The 15,532-nt window shown below is 62.6% G+C and carries 13 protein-coding genes; 9 read left to right on the forward strand and 4 right to left on the reverse strand.

Annotation, left to right across the window (positions count from 1 at the left end):
* The first annotated feature begins 14 nt into the window (after positions 1–14).
* From dusB to hflX, 9 genes are all read left to right on the forward strand, one after another.
* Positions 15–1,046: a tRNA dihydrouridine synthase DusB gene (gene dusB / locus L0F51_RS03655; protein ID WP_255701275.1), complete on the forward strand. Its 1,032-nt coding sequence runs from the start codon at positions 15–17 to the stop codon at positions 1,044–1,046.
* On the forward strand, positions 1,046–2,173 hold the full coding sequence (locus L0F51_RS03660; protein WP_234627984.1) for a nitrogen regulation protein NR(II): 1,128 nt from the start codon (positions 1,046–1,048) through the stop codon (positions 2,171–2,173). Before dusB ends, L0F51_RS03660 begins: the two co-directional genes overlap by 1 nt.
* Entirely contained in the window at positions 2,170–3,609 is a 1,440-nt protein-coding gene (gene ntrC, locus L0F51_RS03665; RefSeq protein ID WP_234627985.1) for a nitrogen regulation protein NR(I), read from the forward strand. The genes L0F51_RS03660 and ntrC overlap by 4 nt, the downstream gene beginning before the upstream one ends.
* A gap of 96 nt (positions 3,610–3,705) precedes the next feature.
* Complete coding sequence (locus tag L0F51_RS03670) at positions 3,706–5,985, forward strand: PAS domain-containing sensor histidine kinase (RefSeq protein WP_234627986.1); 2,280 nt, start codon at positions 3,706–3,708, stop codon at positions 5,983–5,985.
* Positions 5,985–7,346: a sigma-54 dependent transcriptional regulator gene (locus L0F51_RS03675; protein ID WP_234627987.1), complete on the forward strand. Its 1,362-nt coding sequence runs from the start codon at positions 5,985–5,987 to the stop codon at positions 7,344–7,346. Before L0F51_RS03670 ends, L0F51_RS03675 begins: the two co-directional genes overlap by 1 nt.
* A 40-nt stretch (positions 7,347–7,386) precedes the next feature.
* On the forward strand, positions 7,387–8,763 hold the full coding sequence (trkA, locus tag L0F51_RS03680) for a Trk system potassium transporter TrkA (protein ID WP_092812276.1): 1,377 nt from the start codon (positions 7,387–7,389) through the stop codon (positions 8,761–8,763).
* Positions 8,764–8,884: 121 nt separating this feature from the next.
* Positions 8,885–9,748 carry a D-amino-acid transaminase gene (locus L0F51_RS03685; protein ID WP_234627988.1) on the forward strand — a complete coding sequence of 288 codons (864 nt, stop codon included), beginning with the start codon at positions 8,885–8,887 and terminating at the stop codon, positions 9,746–9,748.
* A 103-nt stretch (positions 9,749–9,851) separates the two neighbouring features.
* Positions 9,852–10,094 (forward strand): RNA chaperone Hfq, encoded by a 243-nt coding sequence (hfq, locus tag L0F51_RS03690; protein WP_092812272.1) that lies wholly within the window; start codon positions 9,852–9,854, stop codon positions 10,092–10,094.
* Between the two features lie 65 nt (positions 10,095–10,159).
* The gene (gene hflX, locus L0F51_RS03695; RefSeq protein WP_370642367.1) at positions 10,160–11,485 is read left to right on the forward strand and encodes a GTPase HflX; all 1,326 of its coding nucleotides are present in this window, start codon (positions 10,160–10,162) and stop codon (positions 11,483–11,485) included.
* Here the strand turns inward: hflX and mazG are convergent.
* The 4 genes from mazG to L0F51_RS03715 form a co-directional block, all read right to left on the reverse strand.
* Entirely contained in the window at positions 11,482–12,315 is an 834-nt protein-coding gene (mazG, locus tag L0F51_RS03700) for a nucleoside triphosphate pyrophosphohydrolase (protein ID WP_234627989.1), read from the reverse strand. The genes hflX and mazG overlap by 4 nt on opposite strands.
* 223 nt (positions 12,316–12,538) lie before the next feature.
* On the reverse strand, positions 12,539–13,903 hold the full coding sequence (locus L0F51_RS03705) for a TrkH family potassium uptake protein (protein ID WP_234627990.1): 1,365 nt from the start codon (positions 13,901–13,903) through the stop codon (positions 12,539–12,541).
* Positions 13,903–14,577, reverse strand: a complete 675-nt coding sequence (locus L0F51_RS03710; RefSeq protein WP_234627991.1) for a TrkA family potassium uptake protein — start codon at positions 14,575–14,577, stop codon at positions 13,903–13,905. The genes L0F51_RS03705 and L0F51_RS03710 overlap by 1 nt, the downstream gene beginning before the upstream one ends.
* A 117-nt stretch (positions 14,578–14,694) precedes the next feature.
* Positions 14,695–15,531, reverse strand: coding sequence for an MBL fold metallo-hydrolase (locus L0F51_RS03715; protein ID WP_234627992.1), 837 nt, complete (start codon positions 15,529–15,531; stop codon positions 14,695–14,697).
* Between the last annotated feature and the right edge of the window lies 1 nt (position 15,532).

The following is a 15,532-nucleotide window of genomic DNA, read 5'->3' on the forward strand; positions in this document are numbered from 1 at the left end:
CGGATTTTTCATCATTGCCCGACGCAGATCTCACCACCGATAGCTTGAAGATTGCCGGGCTGTCGATTCCCAATCGCGCCCTGCTGGCGCCCATGTCGGGGGTGTCCGACCTCCCGTTTCGGCGGCTCGCCGCGCGTTACGGCGCGGGGCTGGTGATTTCCGAGATGGTCGCCTGCGACGCCGTGCAGCGGCAATCGGAAGAGGCGCGGCTGCGTGCGGAAGGCGAGGGCCTTTCCCTCCATGTCGTGCAGCTCGCCGCGCGCGACGAGGAGGCCATGTCCGAGGGCGTGCGGATCGCCGAAGCGGCGGGAGCCGCAATCATCGACATCAACATGGGATGCCCCGCCAAACGCGTGACCGGCGGCTTTGCCGGGTCCCATCTCATGCGCGATCTCGACATGGCCGAGCGTCTGATCGCCTCTGCCGTGCGCGCCGCCAAAGTGCCGGTCACGCTGAAAATGCGCCTCGGCTGGGACCATACCTCGCTCAATGCGACAGAGCTGGCGCAGCGTGCGGAGAACGTGGGCGTGGCCATGGTGACCGTCCATGGACGCACACGCAGCCAGTTCTACAAGGGCAAGGCCGATTGGGATGCCATCCGGCCCGTGGCTCAAGCGGTCCGCATTCCGCTCATCGCCAATGGCGACCTCACGACGCCCGAAGATGCGCCAGACATGCTGCGGCGTTCGGGAGCAGCGGGAGTGATGATCGGCCGCGGCGCTTACGGGCGCCCGTGGATCGTCGGTCAGGTGGGCGACGTCCTTAAAGGCAAAACCCCGCGACCCGATCCGACAGGGAGAGAGCGTGCCGACCTCATTATGGAGCATTACGATATGATCCTGGCTCACTATGGGCCGGTTCCAGGCGTTCGCATCGCCCGAAAACACCTTGCCTGGTACCTCGACGATTTTGCGATGGACGCACCGGCGCAGGCTGCTCGCGGCAGGCTTCTGCGCGAAACGGAGGCACGGCGCGTAAAGGCCGAACTCGCAGCCCTCTTGCCCGATCTTCGGGCGGATGCCGCTTCCTTGCGCGAGGCCGCCTGATGAAGCCTTACGCAGAAGAGGGGGTGCCGGCGCTCGCGATCCTCAACGCGCTGCCGCATCCGATTTTCGTGGTCGATGCCGACAACACCATTTTGAACGCGAACCAGGCGGCGGAGAGTTTTTTCGGCGCAAGCTCCGCGGTCATGCATCGCGACGGCCTCGAACGCCTCGTGCCTTTCGGCAGCCCATTGTTTCCCTTGCTCGACCAGGTCCGTTCGCGCGGCGCGGCGATCGCCGAATACCGCGTCGACATGAGTTCGCCACGCATCGGCTCCGACAAGCTCGTCGATATCTACGCAACGCCGGTCTCCATGACGGATGCCTGCGTCTCGGTTCTCCTCCTGCCACGTTCCATGACGGAGAAGATCGACCGGCAGCTGACATATCGCGGGGCCGCGCGCACCGTCACCGGCCTTGCCGCCATGCTGGCGCACGAGATCAAGAATCCGCTGTCCGGCATTCGTGGCGCTGCCCAGCTCCTGGAAGCGTCCGCGAGCCCGGAAGATCGCCCATTGACCCGCCTCATCTGCGATGAGACCGACCGCATCGCAGGTCTGGTCGACCGCATGGAAACCTTCACCGACGCCCGCCCGATCGAGCGTGAACCGGTCAACATTCACCGCGTCCTGGAACGAGTGAAGACACTCGCCACATCCGGCTTCGCGCGCGGCATCCGCATCACCGAAGAATACGATCCGTCGCTGCCGCCGGTCCTGGCAAACCGCGACCAGCTTCTGCAGGTCTTCATAAATCTCGTGAAGAATGCGGCGGAAGCCCTTGCAGATCAAAAAGATTCAGAAATAACATTTCGCACGGCCTACCGGCCTGGGATTCGCTTGTCGGTTCCCGGAACGCAAAGCCGTGTCAGCCTCCCGCTGGAATTCACCGTCATGGACAACGGACCGGGCGTGCCCGACGACGTACTGCCTCATCTCTTTGATCCGTTCGTCACCTCGAAGGCGAATGGCACGGGTCTTGGATTGGCGCTCGTAGCCAAGATCATCGGCGATCACGGAGGCATCATCGAGTGCGAATCCCAGCCCCGCCGCACGCTTTTCCGCATTCTTATGCCGACGCTCGAACAGACGTCGGACGAGCTCGACCTGAAGGAGGATGGAGCCTCGTGAGTCAGAGCACGATTCTCGTCGCCGACGACGACACAGCGATCCGAACAGTCTTGAACCAGGCGCTGTCGCGCGCCGGCTACAATGTCCGTCTGACCTCGAACGCCGCCACGCTGTGGCGCTGGGTGGCGGAAGGCGAGGGCGATCTCGTCGTCACCGACATCGTCATGCCGGATGAAAACGCTTTCGAGCTCTTGCCGCGCATCAAGCGCGTGCGGCCGGAGCTGCCGATCATCGTCATGAGCGCACAAAACACCTTCATGACGGCGATCAAGGCATCTGAACGCGGCGCTTATGACTATCTGCCGAAGCCCTTCGATCTGAAGGAGCTTATCGCGACGATCGGTCGGGCACTGTCCGAACCACGTTCGAAAGTGATGGCCGAACACGACCAGCAGGATGAGGCCATCCCGCTCGTCGGTCGCTCGCCGGCGATGCAGGACATCTACCGCGTTCTTGCCCGGTTGATGCAGACGGATCTGACCGTCACGATTTTCGGCGAATCCGGCACCGGCAAGGAGCTGGTGGCGCGCGCGCTCCACGATTACGGCAAGCGCCGCAAGGGCCCCTTCGTCGCCGTCAACATGGCCGCCATCCCGCGGGAGCTCATCGAATCGGAGCTCTTCGGCCACGAACGCGGCGCCTTCACCGGCGCCCAGCACCGATCCGCCGGCCGCTTCGAACAGGCGGAGGGCGGCACGCTCTTCCTCGATGAAATCGGCGACATGCCGATGGATGCGCAGACGCGCCTGCTACGGGTTCTGCAGCAGGGCGAATATACGACCGTCGGCGGCCGTACGCCGATCCGCACCGATGTCCGGATCGTCGCGGCGACCAACAAGGACCTGAAGAACCTGATCCGCCAAGGCCTCTTCCGTGAGGATCTCTTCTTCCGCCTGAACGTCGTGCCGATCCGCCTGCCGCCATTGCGCGAGCGCACCGATGATATTCCCGATCTCGTGCGCCATTTCCTTGTCCAAGCCGAGCGCGAAGGCTTGCCCGTCAAGACGATGGAGAATGACGCGCTCGATGTGCTCAAACGCCATCGCTGGCCGGGGAATGTGCGGGAACTCGAAAACCTCATCAGGCGCCTGACCGCGCTCTATCCGCAGGAGACGATCACCTCGGACCTGATTCGTCACGAGCTCGATCCGATCGGCGACGTGGAAGAATCCGCGCGCCCAGCGGAGGAAGAGAGCCTCTCGAATTCCGTCGCGCGGCACATGACCAATCTCTTCAACGAGTTCGGCGACGCTTTGCCGCCGCCTGGGCTCTATCATCGCGTGTTGCGTGAGATCGAAGTTCCCCTGATCGGCGCAGCACTGGGCGCCACCAACGGCAACCAGATCCGCGCGGCAGAGCTCCTCGGCCTCAACCGCAACACGTTGCGTAAGAAAATTCGCGATCTGCAGATCCTGGTTGTGCGTGGTCCGAGATAAAAGGGCCGCGCGCACTGTGCGGGCGCCGTTTTTGTGACATATTAGCCACGTTCTGTGCCCACGCATGAGCGATCAATCCGATCGACCGTAGGATCCATGTCCGTCGCCACTAGCCCTGATCTGCCACCCGAACGCATCCGTCCGGGCTTTGGCGAACGCAACCGCATCGCGCGCATGGTCGGCCTGCTCGCGGTTCTGTTGGCGCTTTCAAGCGCCATCGGCACGTTTCTGATCCTCACCGGACAGACCACGATAGAGCCGACGCCCGCGGTCGTGCGCGCGGCCGGCCTTCTGAACGGCATCGTCGTTCTTTTCCTCATTGGGACGGTCGCGTTCGAGGCAACTGGGCTTTGGATTGCGCGCAGGCACGGACGCGCCGCCGCCCGGCTGCATGTGCGCATCGTAGCGCTGTTTTCGATCATCGCGGCTCTGCCGGCGATCCTGACGGCCGGAATCGCGTCGATCACGCTCAACAAGGGCCTCGACCGCTGGTTCGCCGAGCGCACCGAAGCGATCATCGAAAATTCGCGGGAGGTCGCGCAGGCCTATGTGCAGGAGCACAGCCGCATCCTGGCAATCGATCTTCTGGCGATCGCAAGCGAGTTCAACCGCGTCGCTCCGGATCTGGAGCTCAACAAAAAGGCGATTGCCGCCTACCTGTCCAATCAGGCGCAGCTGCGCGGCCTGTCCGCGATCGCGCTCATCCGGCGCGACAGATCCGTGATCGTCGAAGGCAAGACCTCGACCAACCTCAAGGTGCCGCCACCACCGCAGCAGGTGTTCGAAGATGCCGACGAAGGCCGTCCGGCGCTGATCGCACCAGGCACGACCAATCTCGTCGGCGGTGTGCTGAAGATCACCAGCCTCGACGACGTCTATCTCTACCTTGCCCGTCCATTGGACCCGAAGGTGACGCGACAAGTCCGCCTCACGGAGGAGAGTGCCGCCGAATACGGCCAATTGCAGGAGAACCGCTTCGGCGTGCAGATCGCCTTTGCCATCCTCTTCGTCGGCATGGCTCTGGTGGTGCTTTTGTCCGCCATCTGGATCGGTCTCGGCTTCGCCAACGGGCTCGTCGCGCCGATCCGACACCTGATCGGCGCCGCCAGTAAGATTTCAGGCGGCAATCTCGACGTCAGCGTGCCTGTTCAGGAGAAAGCCGGCGACCTCGGCATTCTGTCGGCAACCTTCAATCGAATGGCCGGGCAGCTGCGTTCGCAGCGCAACGCGCTCCTCTCCGCCAACAGCCAGCTCGACGAGCGGCGCCGCTTTACCGAGGCTGTGCTGTCGGGCGTCTCGGCGGGCGTTATCGGCCTCAATGCGGACCGTATCGTCACACTCGCCAATCACCCGGCACTCGAAGCGATCGGCGAAGAAGAGACCGGCATCGTCGGTCGTCACGTCAACGAGCTCCTGCCCGAATTGCAGAACGTTCTCGACGAGGTCGCCAACCGTGGTCGCGGTTCGGCACGCGATCAGATCATCATTGCGCGCGAAGGCGAGCCTCGAACGCTCAATGTGCAGGTGACGATCGAGCAGTCCGACGACAGCTCGCATGACGGGTTCGTCGTCACGCTCGATGACATCACGGACCTCGTCGCCGCGCAGCGCCGGTCGGCCTGGGCCGATGTGGCCCGCCGCATTGCCCACGAGATCAAAAACCCGCTCACGCCGATCCAGCTTTCGGCCGAACGCATCCGCCGCCGTTTCGGACCGCGCATCGACGAAGAGAAAGATCGTGTCGTCTTCGATCAGTGCACGGAGACGATCATCCGCCAGGTCGGCGATATCCGCCGCATGGTGGACGAGTTTTCCGCTTTTGCGCGTATGCCGAAGCCGGTCATGGAAGCGCGCGATCTGCGCGAACTCATCCGCGAAGCCGTCTTCCTCCAGGAAGTCGGCAACCCGAACATCAGCTTCGCACTCGATCTGCCGGAAACGCCCGTCGAGGCGCCGGTCGATCATCGCCTGGTCACGCAGGCGCTCACGAATATCGTCAAGAATGCCACCGAGGCGATCGAGGCCGTTCCCGAAGATGAAAACGTGAGCGGCGAAATCCGCGTGCGCGTGCGCGACGATGTCGATCACGCGATCGTCGATGTGATCGACAACGGCAAGGGTCTGCCCCAGGAGGGTCGCGAGAAGCTTCTCGAGCCCTACATGACAACCCGCCAGAAAGGCACCGGCCTCGGCCTTGCGATCGTGCGCAAGGTGATGGAGGAACACGGAGGCTCCATTGAACTTCTCGACGCACGAGCGGCCGGCGTGGATGCCCGCGGCGCCTGCGTTCGAATGAACTTCCCACATACCAACCATCCGGCCGCGACCGAGGCAGAGACGAAGCCTGCGGAACGCGCCGAACAGGAGAGCAAGTGATGGCTACCGACATCCTTGTCGTCGACGATGAAGCCGATATCCGCGAACTCGTCGCCGGCATCCTTGAAGACGAAGGCCACGGAACACGCACCGCCGCCAACAGCGACGCCGCCCTGGAAGCGATCGCCGAACGCAGGCCCGGCCTCATCTTTCTCGATATCTGGCTGCAGGGAAGCCGGCTCGATGGACTGGCGCTTCTCGATGCAATCCACACCGAGCACCCGGCGTTGCCGGTGGTGATCATTTCCGGTCACGGCAACATCGAGACGGCCGTCTCCGCCATCAAGCGTGGCGCCTACGACTATATCGAAAAGCCGTTCAAAGCCGACCGTCTCGTGCTTGTGGCGCAGCGCGCCCTGGAGGCGTCTCGGTTGAAAAAGGAAGTGGCCGAGCTCAAGCAGCGCTCGGGCGTCACCAACGATCTCGTCGGCTCCTCGTCCGTCATGCACCATCTGCGCCAGACGATCGAGCGTGTCGCTCCCACCAACAGCCGCGTGATGATTTTCGGAGCTTCAGGAGCAGGCAAGGAGCGCGTGGCACGTGCCATCCACGCCGCCTCCCGGCGGGCCAACGGTCCCTTCGTCGTGTTGAGCTCAGCCGCCATCACGCCCGAAAACATGGAAATCGCTCTCTTCGGCACAGAAGCCGCCGAGGGCGAACATCGCCGTGTCGGGGCGCTGGAAGAGGCGCATGGCGGCATCCTCTATCTGGAGGAGGTCGCGGACATGCCGCGCGAGACGCAGAACAAGATCCTGCGGGTTCTCGTCGAGCAGACGTTCGAGCGGGTAGGGGGCAGCAAAAAGGTCAAGGTCGACGTCCGCATTCTCTCTTCCACGGCCCGCGACCTCGAAGCGGAAATCAAGGAAGGGCGGTTTCGCGAAGACCTGTTCCATCGCCTGAGCGTCGTCCCGATCCGAGTTCCGTCATTGGCGGAGCGTCGCGAGGACGTCCCCGAACTCGTCGACTATTTCATGGCACAGATCGCCCAGACGGCCGGTTTGCCGACCCGGCGCATCGCCGATGATGCAATGGCCGTGCTTCAGGCGCACGACTGGCCGGGGAACATCCGTCAGCTGCGCAACAACGTCGAACGGCTGATGATCCTGACCCAAGGAGACGCGGAAGCGATGGTGACGGCCGCCATGCTGCCGCCGGAGATTGGCGAGATCCTGCCTGCGAGCCCCGCCGATGGATCGGCCCACATCATGTCCCTGCCTTTGCGGGAAGCCCGCGAGGTGTTCGAGCGAGAATATCTCTCCGCGCAGATCAACCGTTTCGGCGGCAATATCTCACGCACGGCCGAGTTTGTCGGCATGGAACGCTCGGCCCTGCATCGCAAGCTGAAGAGCCTCGGGGTATAGAGCCTCACGGCGGCGGGATTCTCGCAACAAAGGACATTTCATGCGCGTCATCATTTGCGGCGCTGGCCAGGTCGGATACGGCATCGCGGAGAAACTGGCGACGGAGAACAACGACGTCACGGTGATCGATCGTTCGCCGCATCTGGTGAATGCCATTCGTGACACGTTGGACGTGCGCGGCTTCGTCGGCCACGGATCTCATCCGGACGTGCTGGCGCGTGCAGGCGCCGACGAGGCCGACATGCTGATCGCCGTCACCTTGTACGACGAAGTCAACATGGTCGCCTGCCAGGTTGCCCATTCGTTGTTCAATCTGCCGACCAAGATCGCCCGCATCCGCTCCCAGACCTATCTCGCCAAGCACTGGAGCAACCTGTTCTCACGCGATCATCTGCCGATCGACGTGATCATTTCTCCGGAAGTGGAAGTGGGCGAGATGGTGCTCCGCCGCCTGGCGCAGCCGGGCGCTGTCGAGACCATCCCTTTTGCCGACGACAAGGTGACGGTCCTCGGCATCGTTTGCGACGAGAACTGCCCGGTCATCGACACGCCTCTTCGTCAGCTCACCGAGCTCTTTCCCGACCTCAATGCCATCGTCGTGGGGGTTTTCCGCAATGGGAACCTGTTCGTGCCGCGCTCGGCCGATCAGATGATGGCGGGAGACCTCGTCTACGTGATGACCGACACGGGGAGGGTGAAGCGCACTCTCACGATTTTCGGCAAGCAGGAGACGCTCGGCTCGCGCGTCGTCATCGGCGGCGGCGGCAATATCGGCCACTACGTTGCCCACCATCTGGAGAAGCGCAATCCGCGCGCCAAGATCAAGGTGATCGAGATGGACCGCGATCGCGCCGTCGAGATCGCCGAGGCGCTGGACCGCACCGTCGTGCTGCACGGTTCGGCGATGGACGACGTCATTCTGAAAGAGGCCGATATCGCTGAGGCCGACACGATGCTCGCCCTCACGAACGACGACAAGGTCAACATTCTCTCTTGCGTGATGGCGAAGAAGCTCGGCTGCCGACGCGCGATGAGCCTTCTCAACGATTCCGCTTTCCCGCCGTTGGTGCGCACGATCGGCATCGACGCTTTCGTCGATCCGCGCGCCGTCACCATCTCGCGCATCCTGCAACACGTCCGCCGCGGCCGTATCCGCAACGTCCACACGATCCAGAACGGCGCAGCCGAGGTGATCGAGGCGGAAGCTCTGGAGACGTCGCCGCTTGTCGGCCGCCCATTGCGCGAGCTCGATCTGCCGGGCGGCATCCGGATCGGTGCGATCTTGCATGGCGGCGAGGTCATCGTCCCGACGGGCGCAAGCCAGATCCGAAAGGGCGACCGCCTCGTCATCTTCGCCATTGCCAATCAGGTGCACCGTGTCGAGCAGATGGCGCGGGTGAGCCTCGAGTACTTCTGATTGCGCATAGCCGGCGCCTGCGCGTCGAAGGGCACATGCCTTGTCGTGCGGCCTTAATCTTGCTTAGTGCCGTTGCGTAAATCGCGCACGCACGAATCCTGCGTTGTGGAGGAGTTTTCCGATGTCGAGAGTGGCCTATGTCAACGGCCGGTATGTTCCGCACGCCCATGCGATGGTCCATGTCGAGGATCGCGGATACCAATTCGCCGATGGCGTCTACGAAGTCTGCGAGATCTGGCACGGCCGTCTTGTCGATATGAAAGGCCATCTCGACCGTCTGGAGCGCTCGCTGCGTGAGCTTTCGATCGCCATGCCCATGACCCGCTCGGCCCTGACGGCGGTCATGCGCGAAACCGTGCGCCGCAACCGCGTGACTGAAGGCATGGTCTATCTGCAGATCACGCGCGGCGTGGCCCCGCGCGAACACATCTTCCCGCCGGCGAGCACGCGCCCGGCCGTCGTCATCACGGCCAAGACATTTGACCGCATCAAGGCCGACAAACAGGCAGAGGAGGGGGTTGCCGTCATCACGACGCCGGACAATCGCTGGGAACGCGTCGATATCAAGACGGTCGGCCTCCTGCCGAACGCGATGGCGAAGCAGAAAGCCAAAGAAGCCGGCGCCAAAGAAGCCTGGTTCGTGGACGCGGAAGGCTACGTCACCGAGGGCTCATCGACGACGGCCTGGATCGTCACGCAGGATGGCGCGCTCGTCACCCGTCCGAACGGGACGGGAATCTTGCCTGGCGTGACGCGGCAGACGGTGGAAGAGGTTGCCCGACGCGACGGGCTGAAGCTTGAAGAAAGAAAATTCACCCCAGAAGAAGCCAAGGGTGCCCGCGAAGCGTTCATGACGGCAGCGACGACCCTCGTCATGCCCATCGTGGCGATCGACGGGCAGAGCGTGGCCAATGGTCGCCCCGGCTCCATTGCGACGGCTCTCCGACAGCGTTTTCATGAGGTGGCGCAACTGGAAGCGCACTAGACGCTACCTATATCTGGGTAGGTCTTGTTGAGGGGTGACAGGCCGAAGCGAAACAGGCAATCTGTTTCGCGCGGCGCAACAACAATAAAGGTCGACGGAGACAATGGGCGACAAAAACCAAAACTTGCAAGATACATTTCTGAACCACGTCCGTAAGGCAAAAACTCCGCTCACAGTTTTTCTCATCAACGGCGTCAAGCTGCAGGGAATTGTCACGTGGTTCGACAATTTTTGCTTGCTTCTAAGGCGTGATGGGCATTCGCAGCTTGTCTACAAGCATGCGATTTCCACGGTCATGCCCAATCAACCCGTGCAGCTGTTCGAACCTGAAGACGACAACGGATAGGCTGATTGCAACCCAAAGACCGCAACACGCTCGACCTGGAAGCCGGACCGGAAGATGCGCTCGACATGTCTCGGGCGCTCATACTTTTGCCGGAGATGCGCGGGCGTGAAGACGAGGCGACCCAGCAACGGCCACCGGAAGCGCGACGGGCGGAAGCGATCGGCCTTGCCGAAGCGATCAAGCTCGACGTTGCCGAGGCCCTTGCCGTCCCTCTGCGAAAGGCGACGCCGGCGACACTGTTCGGCCCGGGCAAGGTCGAGGAATTGTCCGTTCTCGTGCGGACGCTGGCGACGGGCCTCGTCATCATCGATCATCCGATCACACCCATCCAGCAGCGCAATCTGGAGCGGGCGTGGAACGTCAAGATCCTCGACAGAACCGGCCTCATTCTCGAAATCTTCGGTGAGCGTGCCCACACCAAGGAAGGCACGCTGCAGGTGGAATTGGCCCACCTCAATTACCAGAAGAGCCGCCTCGTTCGTTCGTGGACGCACCTTGAGCGTCAGCGCGGTGGTTTTGGCTTCCTCGGTGGGCCCGGCGAGACGCAGATCGAGGCCGACCGGCGCCAGATCCAGGACCGCATTCGACGTATCGAGAAACAGCTGGAGAGCGTCCGCAATACGCGCAGCGTTCACCGTGCCAAGCGCCAGCGCGTGCCTTATCCGGTCGCGGCGCTTGTCGGCTACACCAATGCTGGCAAGTCGACGCTCTTCAATCATCTGACGGGGGCTGAGGTCCACGCCGAGGACCAGCTTTTCGCCACGCTCGATCCGACGATGCGACGGGTCGGCCTGCCACATGGCGAAACGCTGATCATCTCCGACACGGTCGGCTTCATCTCACATCTGCCGACCTCGCTCGTGGAGGCGTTCCGCGCAACGCTCGAAGAGGTTCTCGACGCCGACCTTATCGTTCATGTGCGCGATATCGCATCACCGGATGCTCAGGCGGAGGCGGAAGACGTCAACGAGGTGCTGTCCGAGCTTGGGATCGAAGCGGGGTCCGACCCGCGTCTCGTGGAAGTCTGGAACAAGATCGATCTTCTCGACGCCGATGTCGCCGATGCGCTCAGACGCAAGGCGGCCGGAGCGACGGACAAGGTCGTTGTTTCAGCGTTGACGGGCGAGGGGTTGTCCGATCTCCTCCATGTGCTGGAAGAGCGCCTGTTCAAGGAACGCGCCGTCGTTGAGGTGGTGTTCCAGGCCGCCCGATCGGGCGAAGCCGCCTGGCTCTATGACAACGGCGAAGTTCTTTCACGTTCCGACGACCCCAAGACAGGCGAAACGCGCCTCGTTGTGCGTCTGCCGAGCGGGCGTCTCCAGAAGCTTCAGGAACGTGCGCGAGGCGACGGCGTGACGCTCAACGTGCCGAAGGAAGCACAGACCGCTTAATCGGATCCGGGCGAACCTTCGCGCAATTTCACGGCCTGCCACAGCGCTTCCATCTCATCGAGCGCGGCGTCTTTCATGGATCGGCCGTCCTTCGACAGCCCGTGTTCGACAGCTTCGAAACGGCAGCGGAATTTTTCGTTCGTGCGCCGCAACGCGGTGTCGGGGTCGATCCCGCTCTTGCGAGCGACGTTAACCATAGCGAACAAGGCGTCGCCGATTTCGCCGGTCAGCCGCTCGCGATCGTCAGCGGCGATTTCCGCCTCGACCTCTGCGATCTCTTCCTTGAGCTTGTCGAGAGCGCCCGAAACGTCCGGCCAGTCAAAACCGACTTTCGCGGCTTTCTCCTGCATCTTGAGGGCCTGGAGAAGACCGGGAAAGCTGCGCGGCACATCCGCCAAGAGCCCGGGATCGGCAGGAAGACCCTGGCGGAGCCGCTTTTCCCGACGTCTGGCTTTTTCCTCGGCCTTGATCTCGTCCCAGCGGACTTTCACCGCAGCCGGATCGGCCGCCGTGCCATCGCCGAAGACATGCGGGTGGCGTCGCACCATCTTGTCCACGATCGCATCGGCAACGTCGTCGAAGGCGAAGACACCGGCTTCCTCGGCCATGCGGGCGTGAAAAACGACCTGCAGGAGGAGATCGCCGAGCTCCTCGCGCAGATCTTCGAGATCGGCACGCTCGATCGCATCGGCAACTTCATAGGCTTCCTCGATCGTGTAGGGCGCGATGGAGGAGAAATCCTGCTTCACATCCCACGGGCAGCCGCGTTCCGGATCACGCAGGTCGGCCATAACGGAGATGAGACGATCGATGGGGCGCTGTTCTGACATGAGAACGCCTTAGCGCTCGCCAGGCTGCGCGCCAAGGGGAAGAGCAGTCTGAACGCGCCTCAGCGCAATAACGTGATTCGCATAAGATGCATTATGGAACCTATATGATGGGCTGATTATCGGCAAATCCGCCCATGGCGCCAACACGGCATTGACGGCCGCGTGCGTCATCAGCCTGCAAGCGCTGCCAGAACGGCCGAAGAAACAATCCGAGCGTTCTCCCTCAGCCAAGATAGATCCGGCTCGACGGATAACGGATGCGTGGCGGCACCTTCGTCGCGAGAAAGAAGCCCAGGGTGAGCGGCCCGACCCGTCCGATAAACATGACGAGGATGATGACGAGCCGCCCGAGCGCGTCGAGCTCGGCCGTGGCGCCCCGCGACAAGCCGACGGTCCCGAAGGCCGACGTCACCTCGAATGCGAGATCGAGGAAGTCGCCGTCGTGCGACAGCGAAATCGTGAAGATCGCGCCCATCACCACCATGACGCTCACGATGCTGAGCGCCAGCACCTTCATGACCTCCTCACGCCCGAGACTGCGTCCGAAGGCATGCAGGTTTGGCCGCTGCCGGAAAAACGCGACCGTGGCGAGCAGAAGCACGACGAAGGTCGTGACCTTGATGCCGCCCGCTGTCGACGTGCTGCCGCCGCCGATGAACATCAAGGACATGAACATCAGCGCCGTCGCATCGTGGATGCCCGACATGTCGATCGTGTTGAAGCCGGCGGTGCGCGTCGTCAGCCCCTGAAACCAGCTCGCCGTCAGCTTCTCGATGATCGAGTGGTACTGACCTAGGGTCGCAGGATTGGTCCATTCGAGCGCGGCAAAGCCCACAACCGACCAGACGATCAGCGCGAGCGTAACGACCAGCATCAGCTTCGTATGCAGCGTGAAGCGTCGCCACTGGCGCTTCTTCATGATGTCGGAGGTAACGATGAAGCCGATCCCGCCGATGACGAAGAGCGCCGGGATGACGAGGTTGATGATCGGATCGAAGACGTAACCGCTCAGGTTGTCGGCAAAGAGCGAGAACCCAGCATTGTTGAAGGCGGAGATCGAATGGAAGATCGCCTGCCACAAACCCTCCCACGGCCCGAAATCGGGCACGAAGACGAATGCCAGAAGGACGACGCCGGCGACCTCGCAGACGACCACCACGCGCAGGATTTGGCGCACCAGGCGCAGAAGATCCGCAAAAGACGTCTGGTTGAGCTCTTCGCGCAGGAAGACGCGCTGGGAGACACCGACGGGCAGCCCGAGCATGGTCAGGACGAGGACGGCAAAGGTCATGAGACCAAGCCCGCCGAGCTGGATCAGGACGAGGATGACGAACTGGCCGAAAAAGGTAAAATGGCTGCCGGTGTCGACCACGGAGAGACCTGTCACGGTGACAGCGGAGGTCGCGGTGAAGAGCGCCTCAGACCAGGTGGGAGGCAGCCCCCTCGCCGCCCATGGCAGCTTCAGAGCGACCGCGCCGACGATCACAAGGCCCGCATAGAGAAGAGAGAGTACCGCTGGCGGCGGAAGATCGACCGTGCGACGCCAGAAACGCGGGAAAAAGAAACGCTGCAAAAGCGGAAAGCCCATCACGCAAATCGAAGGCTGTCGCCGAGTGATCTGAGATTTTCTCGCCGTCCGAGGAGAAGCAGCTTGTCATCGGTTTCAAGGAGCGTGTCGGCGCCGCTGCAGGGAATATAGTCGCTCTCGCGCATCAAACCGAGGCACCGAACCTCGAACTTCTCGCCAAGCTTCAGCTCGCCGATCGATGTCTGATCGAGCTCCTCCGGCACGCGCAGATCGATGATGTGGAAGCCGTTCCCGAGGCTCACGTAATCGCGCACCAGCGGATTGTAGAGCATCTGGGCGATGTGCTGACCGACCTCGCGTTCCGCCTGAATGACCCGGTCGACACCCAGTTTCGTCAGAATGCGATGATGCGTCCGGCTCGTCGCCTTGACCCAGACGGTCGGCACGCCGAGCAGCTTCACATTCATCGTGCACAGGACATTCGCCTCGAGATCCTCTCCAATCGCCACAACGGCGACATCACACGCTCCGACGCCGGCCTCGCGCAAAGCGTCCTCGTCGCTGCCGTCGGCGATGATCGCTTCGGCGATATCGTCGGCAAGGCGTGCGACGTTGCGCTCGTCGATATCGATACCGAGCACATGGTTGCCGAAGCGGGCGAGTTCAGATGCGACGGTGCTGCCGAATGTGCCGAGGCCGATGACGGCAAAACTCCGGTCTTTGCGCCAGGTCATGACAGCCCCTTATGCGTGTTGTTTTGCTCGAACTTATCGCAGCGAGCCACGCGATCCAGCCGTTCCTTCGCCGGCCCCGGGCAACGCCTCCGTGCACATGAATGCACGAAACGTGGTTCAGCTCGCATAGCCTGACGGAAGGTCGGCCCAAGGCAAATCCACACTCAATCCGTCAAAGGCAGGCGCGACGCCTTCGGGCAGCTCTTCACGCAACGCGTTGTAGTCGAGGTCGACATGCATGTGTGTGAGGAGCGCGCGTCGTGGGCGCAGCGTCTCGATGCAATGGAGAGCCTCCGCGACGGAGAAATGCGACGGATGCGGTTTGTAGCGCAGCGCATCCACGATCCACAGGTCGGAACCTTCGATCGCGGCCATGGCTTCAGGCGTCAGCCGGTTCACATCGGGAGAGTAAGCGAAGTCGCCGATACGGTAACCGAGGGATGGAATGGAGCCGTGCTGCTGCCGGAAAGGCAGCGCTTGGATCGGCCCGCCGGGCCCGTCGACCGTCACGGGCGTCCCGGCCTCGATCACGTGCGCGTTGACGATCGGCGGATAGTCGCTGCCTTCGGGCGTCTTCAGGCAATAGCCGAAGCCTTCTTCGAGACGATCCATCGTCGGCCGATCGGCGTAAATGTCGACGCGCGCCTTCATCATCATCACGAAACCACGGAGATCGTCGATCCCGTGGATGTGGTCGGCGTGAGGATGCGTGTAGAGCACGCCGTCAATCCGCTTGAGGTCGGCGGACAGCGCCTGTTCGCGGAGATCCGGCGACGTGTCGATCAAGACCTGCGTTCTGTCTCCCGAGGCGGCGATGCGCTCCACGAGAACCGAACAACGACGGCGACGATTCTTCGGCTCGCTCGGATCACACGCCCCCCAATCGCCGCCAATGCGCGGAACGCCGGGCGATGAGCCACAGCCCAGAATGGTGATACGCAGAACGTCCGTCACT

It is taken from the genome of Afifella sp. H1R (genome assembly GCF_021462425.1).
Classification (GTDB): domain Bacteria; phylum Pseudomonadota; class Alphaproteobacteria; order Rhizobiales; family Afifellaceae; genus Afifella; species Afifella aestuarii.

What these genes read in the sequence shown, in the direction of transcription:
- L0F51_RS03660 (WP_234627984.1), top strand. Translation starts at nt 1,046, where the DNA reads ATGAAGCCTTACGCAGAAGAGGGGGTGCCGGCGCTCGCGATCCTCAAC.
- L0F51_RS03670 (WP_234627986.1), top strand. Translation starts at nt 3,706, where the DNA reads ATGTCCGTCGCCACTAGCCCTGATCTGCCACCCGAACGCATCCGTCCG.
- L0F51_RS03675 (WP_234627987.1), top strand. Translation starts at nt 5,985, where the DNA reads ATGGCTACCGACATCCTTGTCGTCGACGATGAAGCCGATATCCGCGAA.
- trkA (WP_092812276.1), top strand. Translation starts at nt 7,387, where the DNA reads ATGCGCGTCATCATTTGCGGCGCTGGCCAGGTCGGATACGGCATCGCG.
- L0F51_RS03685 (WP_234627988.1), top strand. Translation starts at nt 8,885, where the DNA reads ATGTCGAGAGTGGCCTATGTCAACGGCCGGTATGTTCCGCACGCCCAT.
- hfq (WP_092812272.1), top strand. Translation starts at nt 9,852, where the DNA reads ATGGGCGACAAAAACCAAAACTTGCAAGATACATTTCTGAACCACGTC.
- hflX (WP_370642367.1), top strand. Translation starts at nt 10,160, where the DNA reads ATGTCTCGGGCGCTCATACTTTTGCCGGAGATGCGCGGGCGTGAAGAC.
- mazG (WP_234627989.1), bottom strand. Translation starts at nt 12,315, where the DNA reads ATGTCAGAACAGCGCCCCATCGATCGTCTCATCTCCGTTATGGCCGAC.
- L0F51_RS03705 (WP_234627990.1), bottom strand. Translation starts at nt 13,903, where the DNA reads ATGGGCTTTCCGCTTTTGCAGCGTTTCTTTTTCCCGCGTTTCTGGCGT.
- L0F51_RS03710 (WP_234627991.1), bottom strand. Translation starts at nt 14,577, where the DNA reads ATGACCTGGCGCAAAGACCGGAGTTTTGCCGTCATCGGCCTCGGCACA.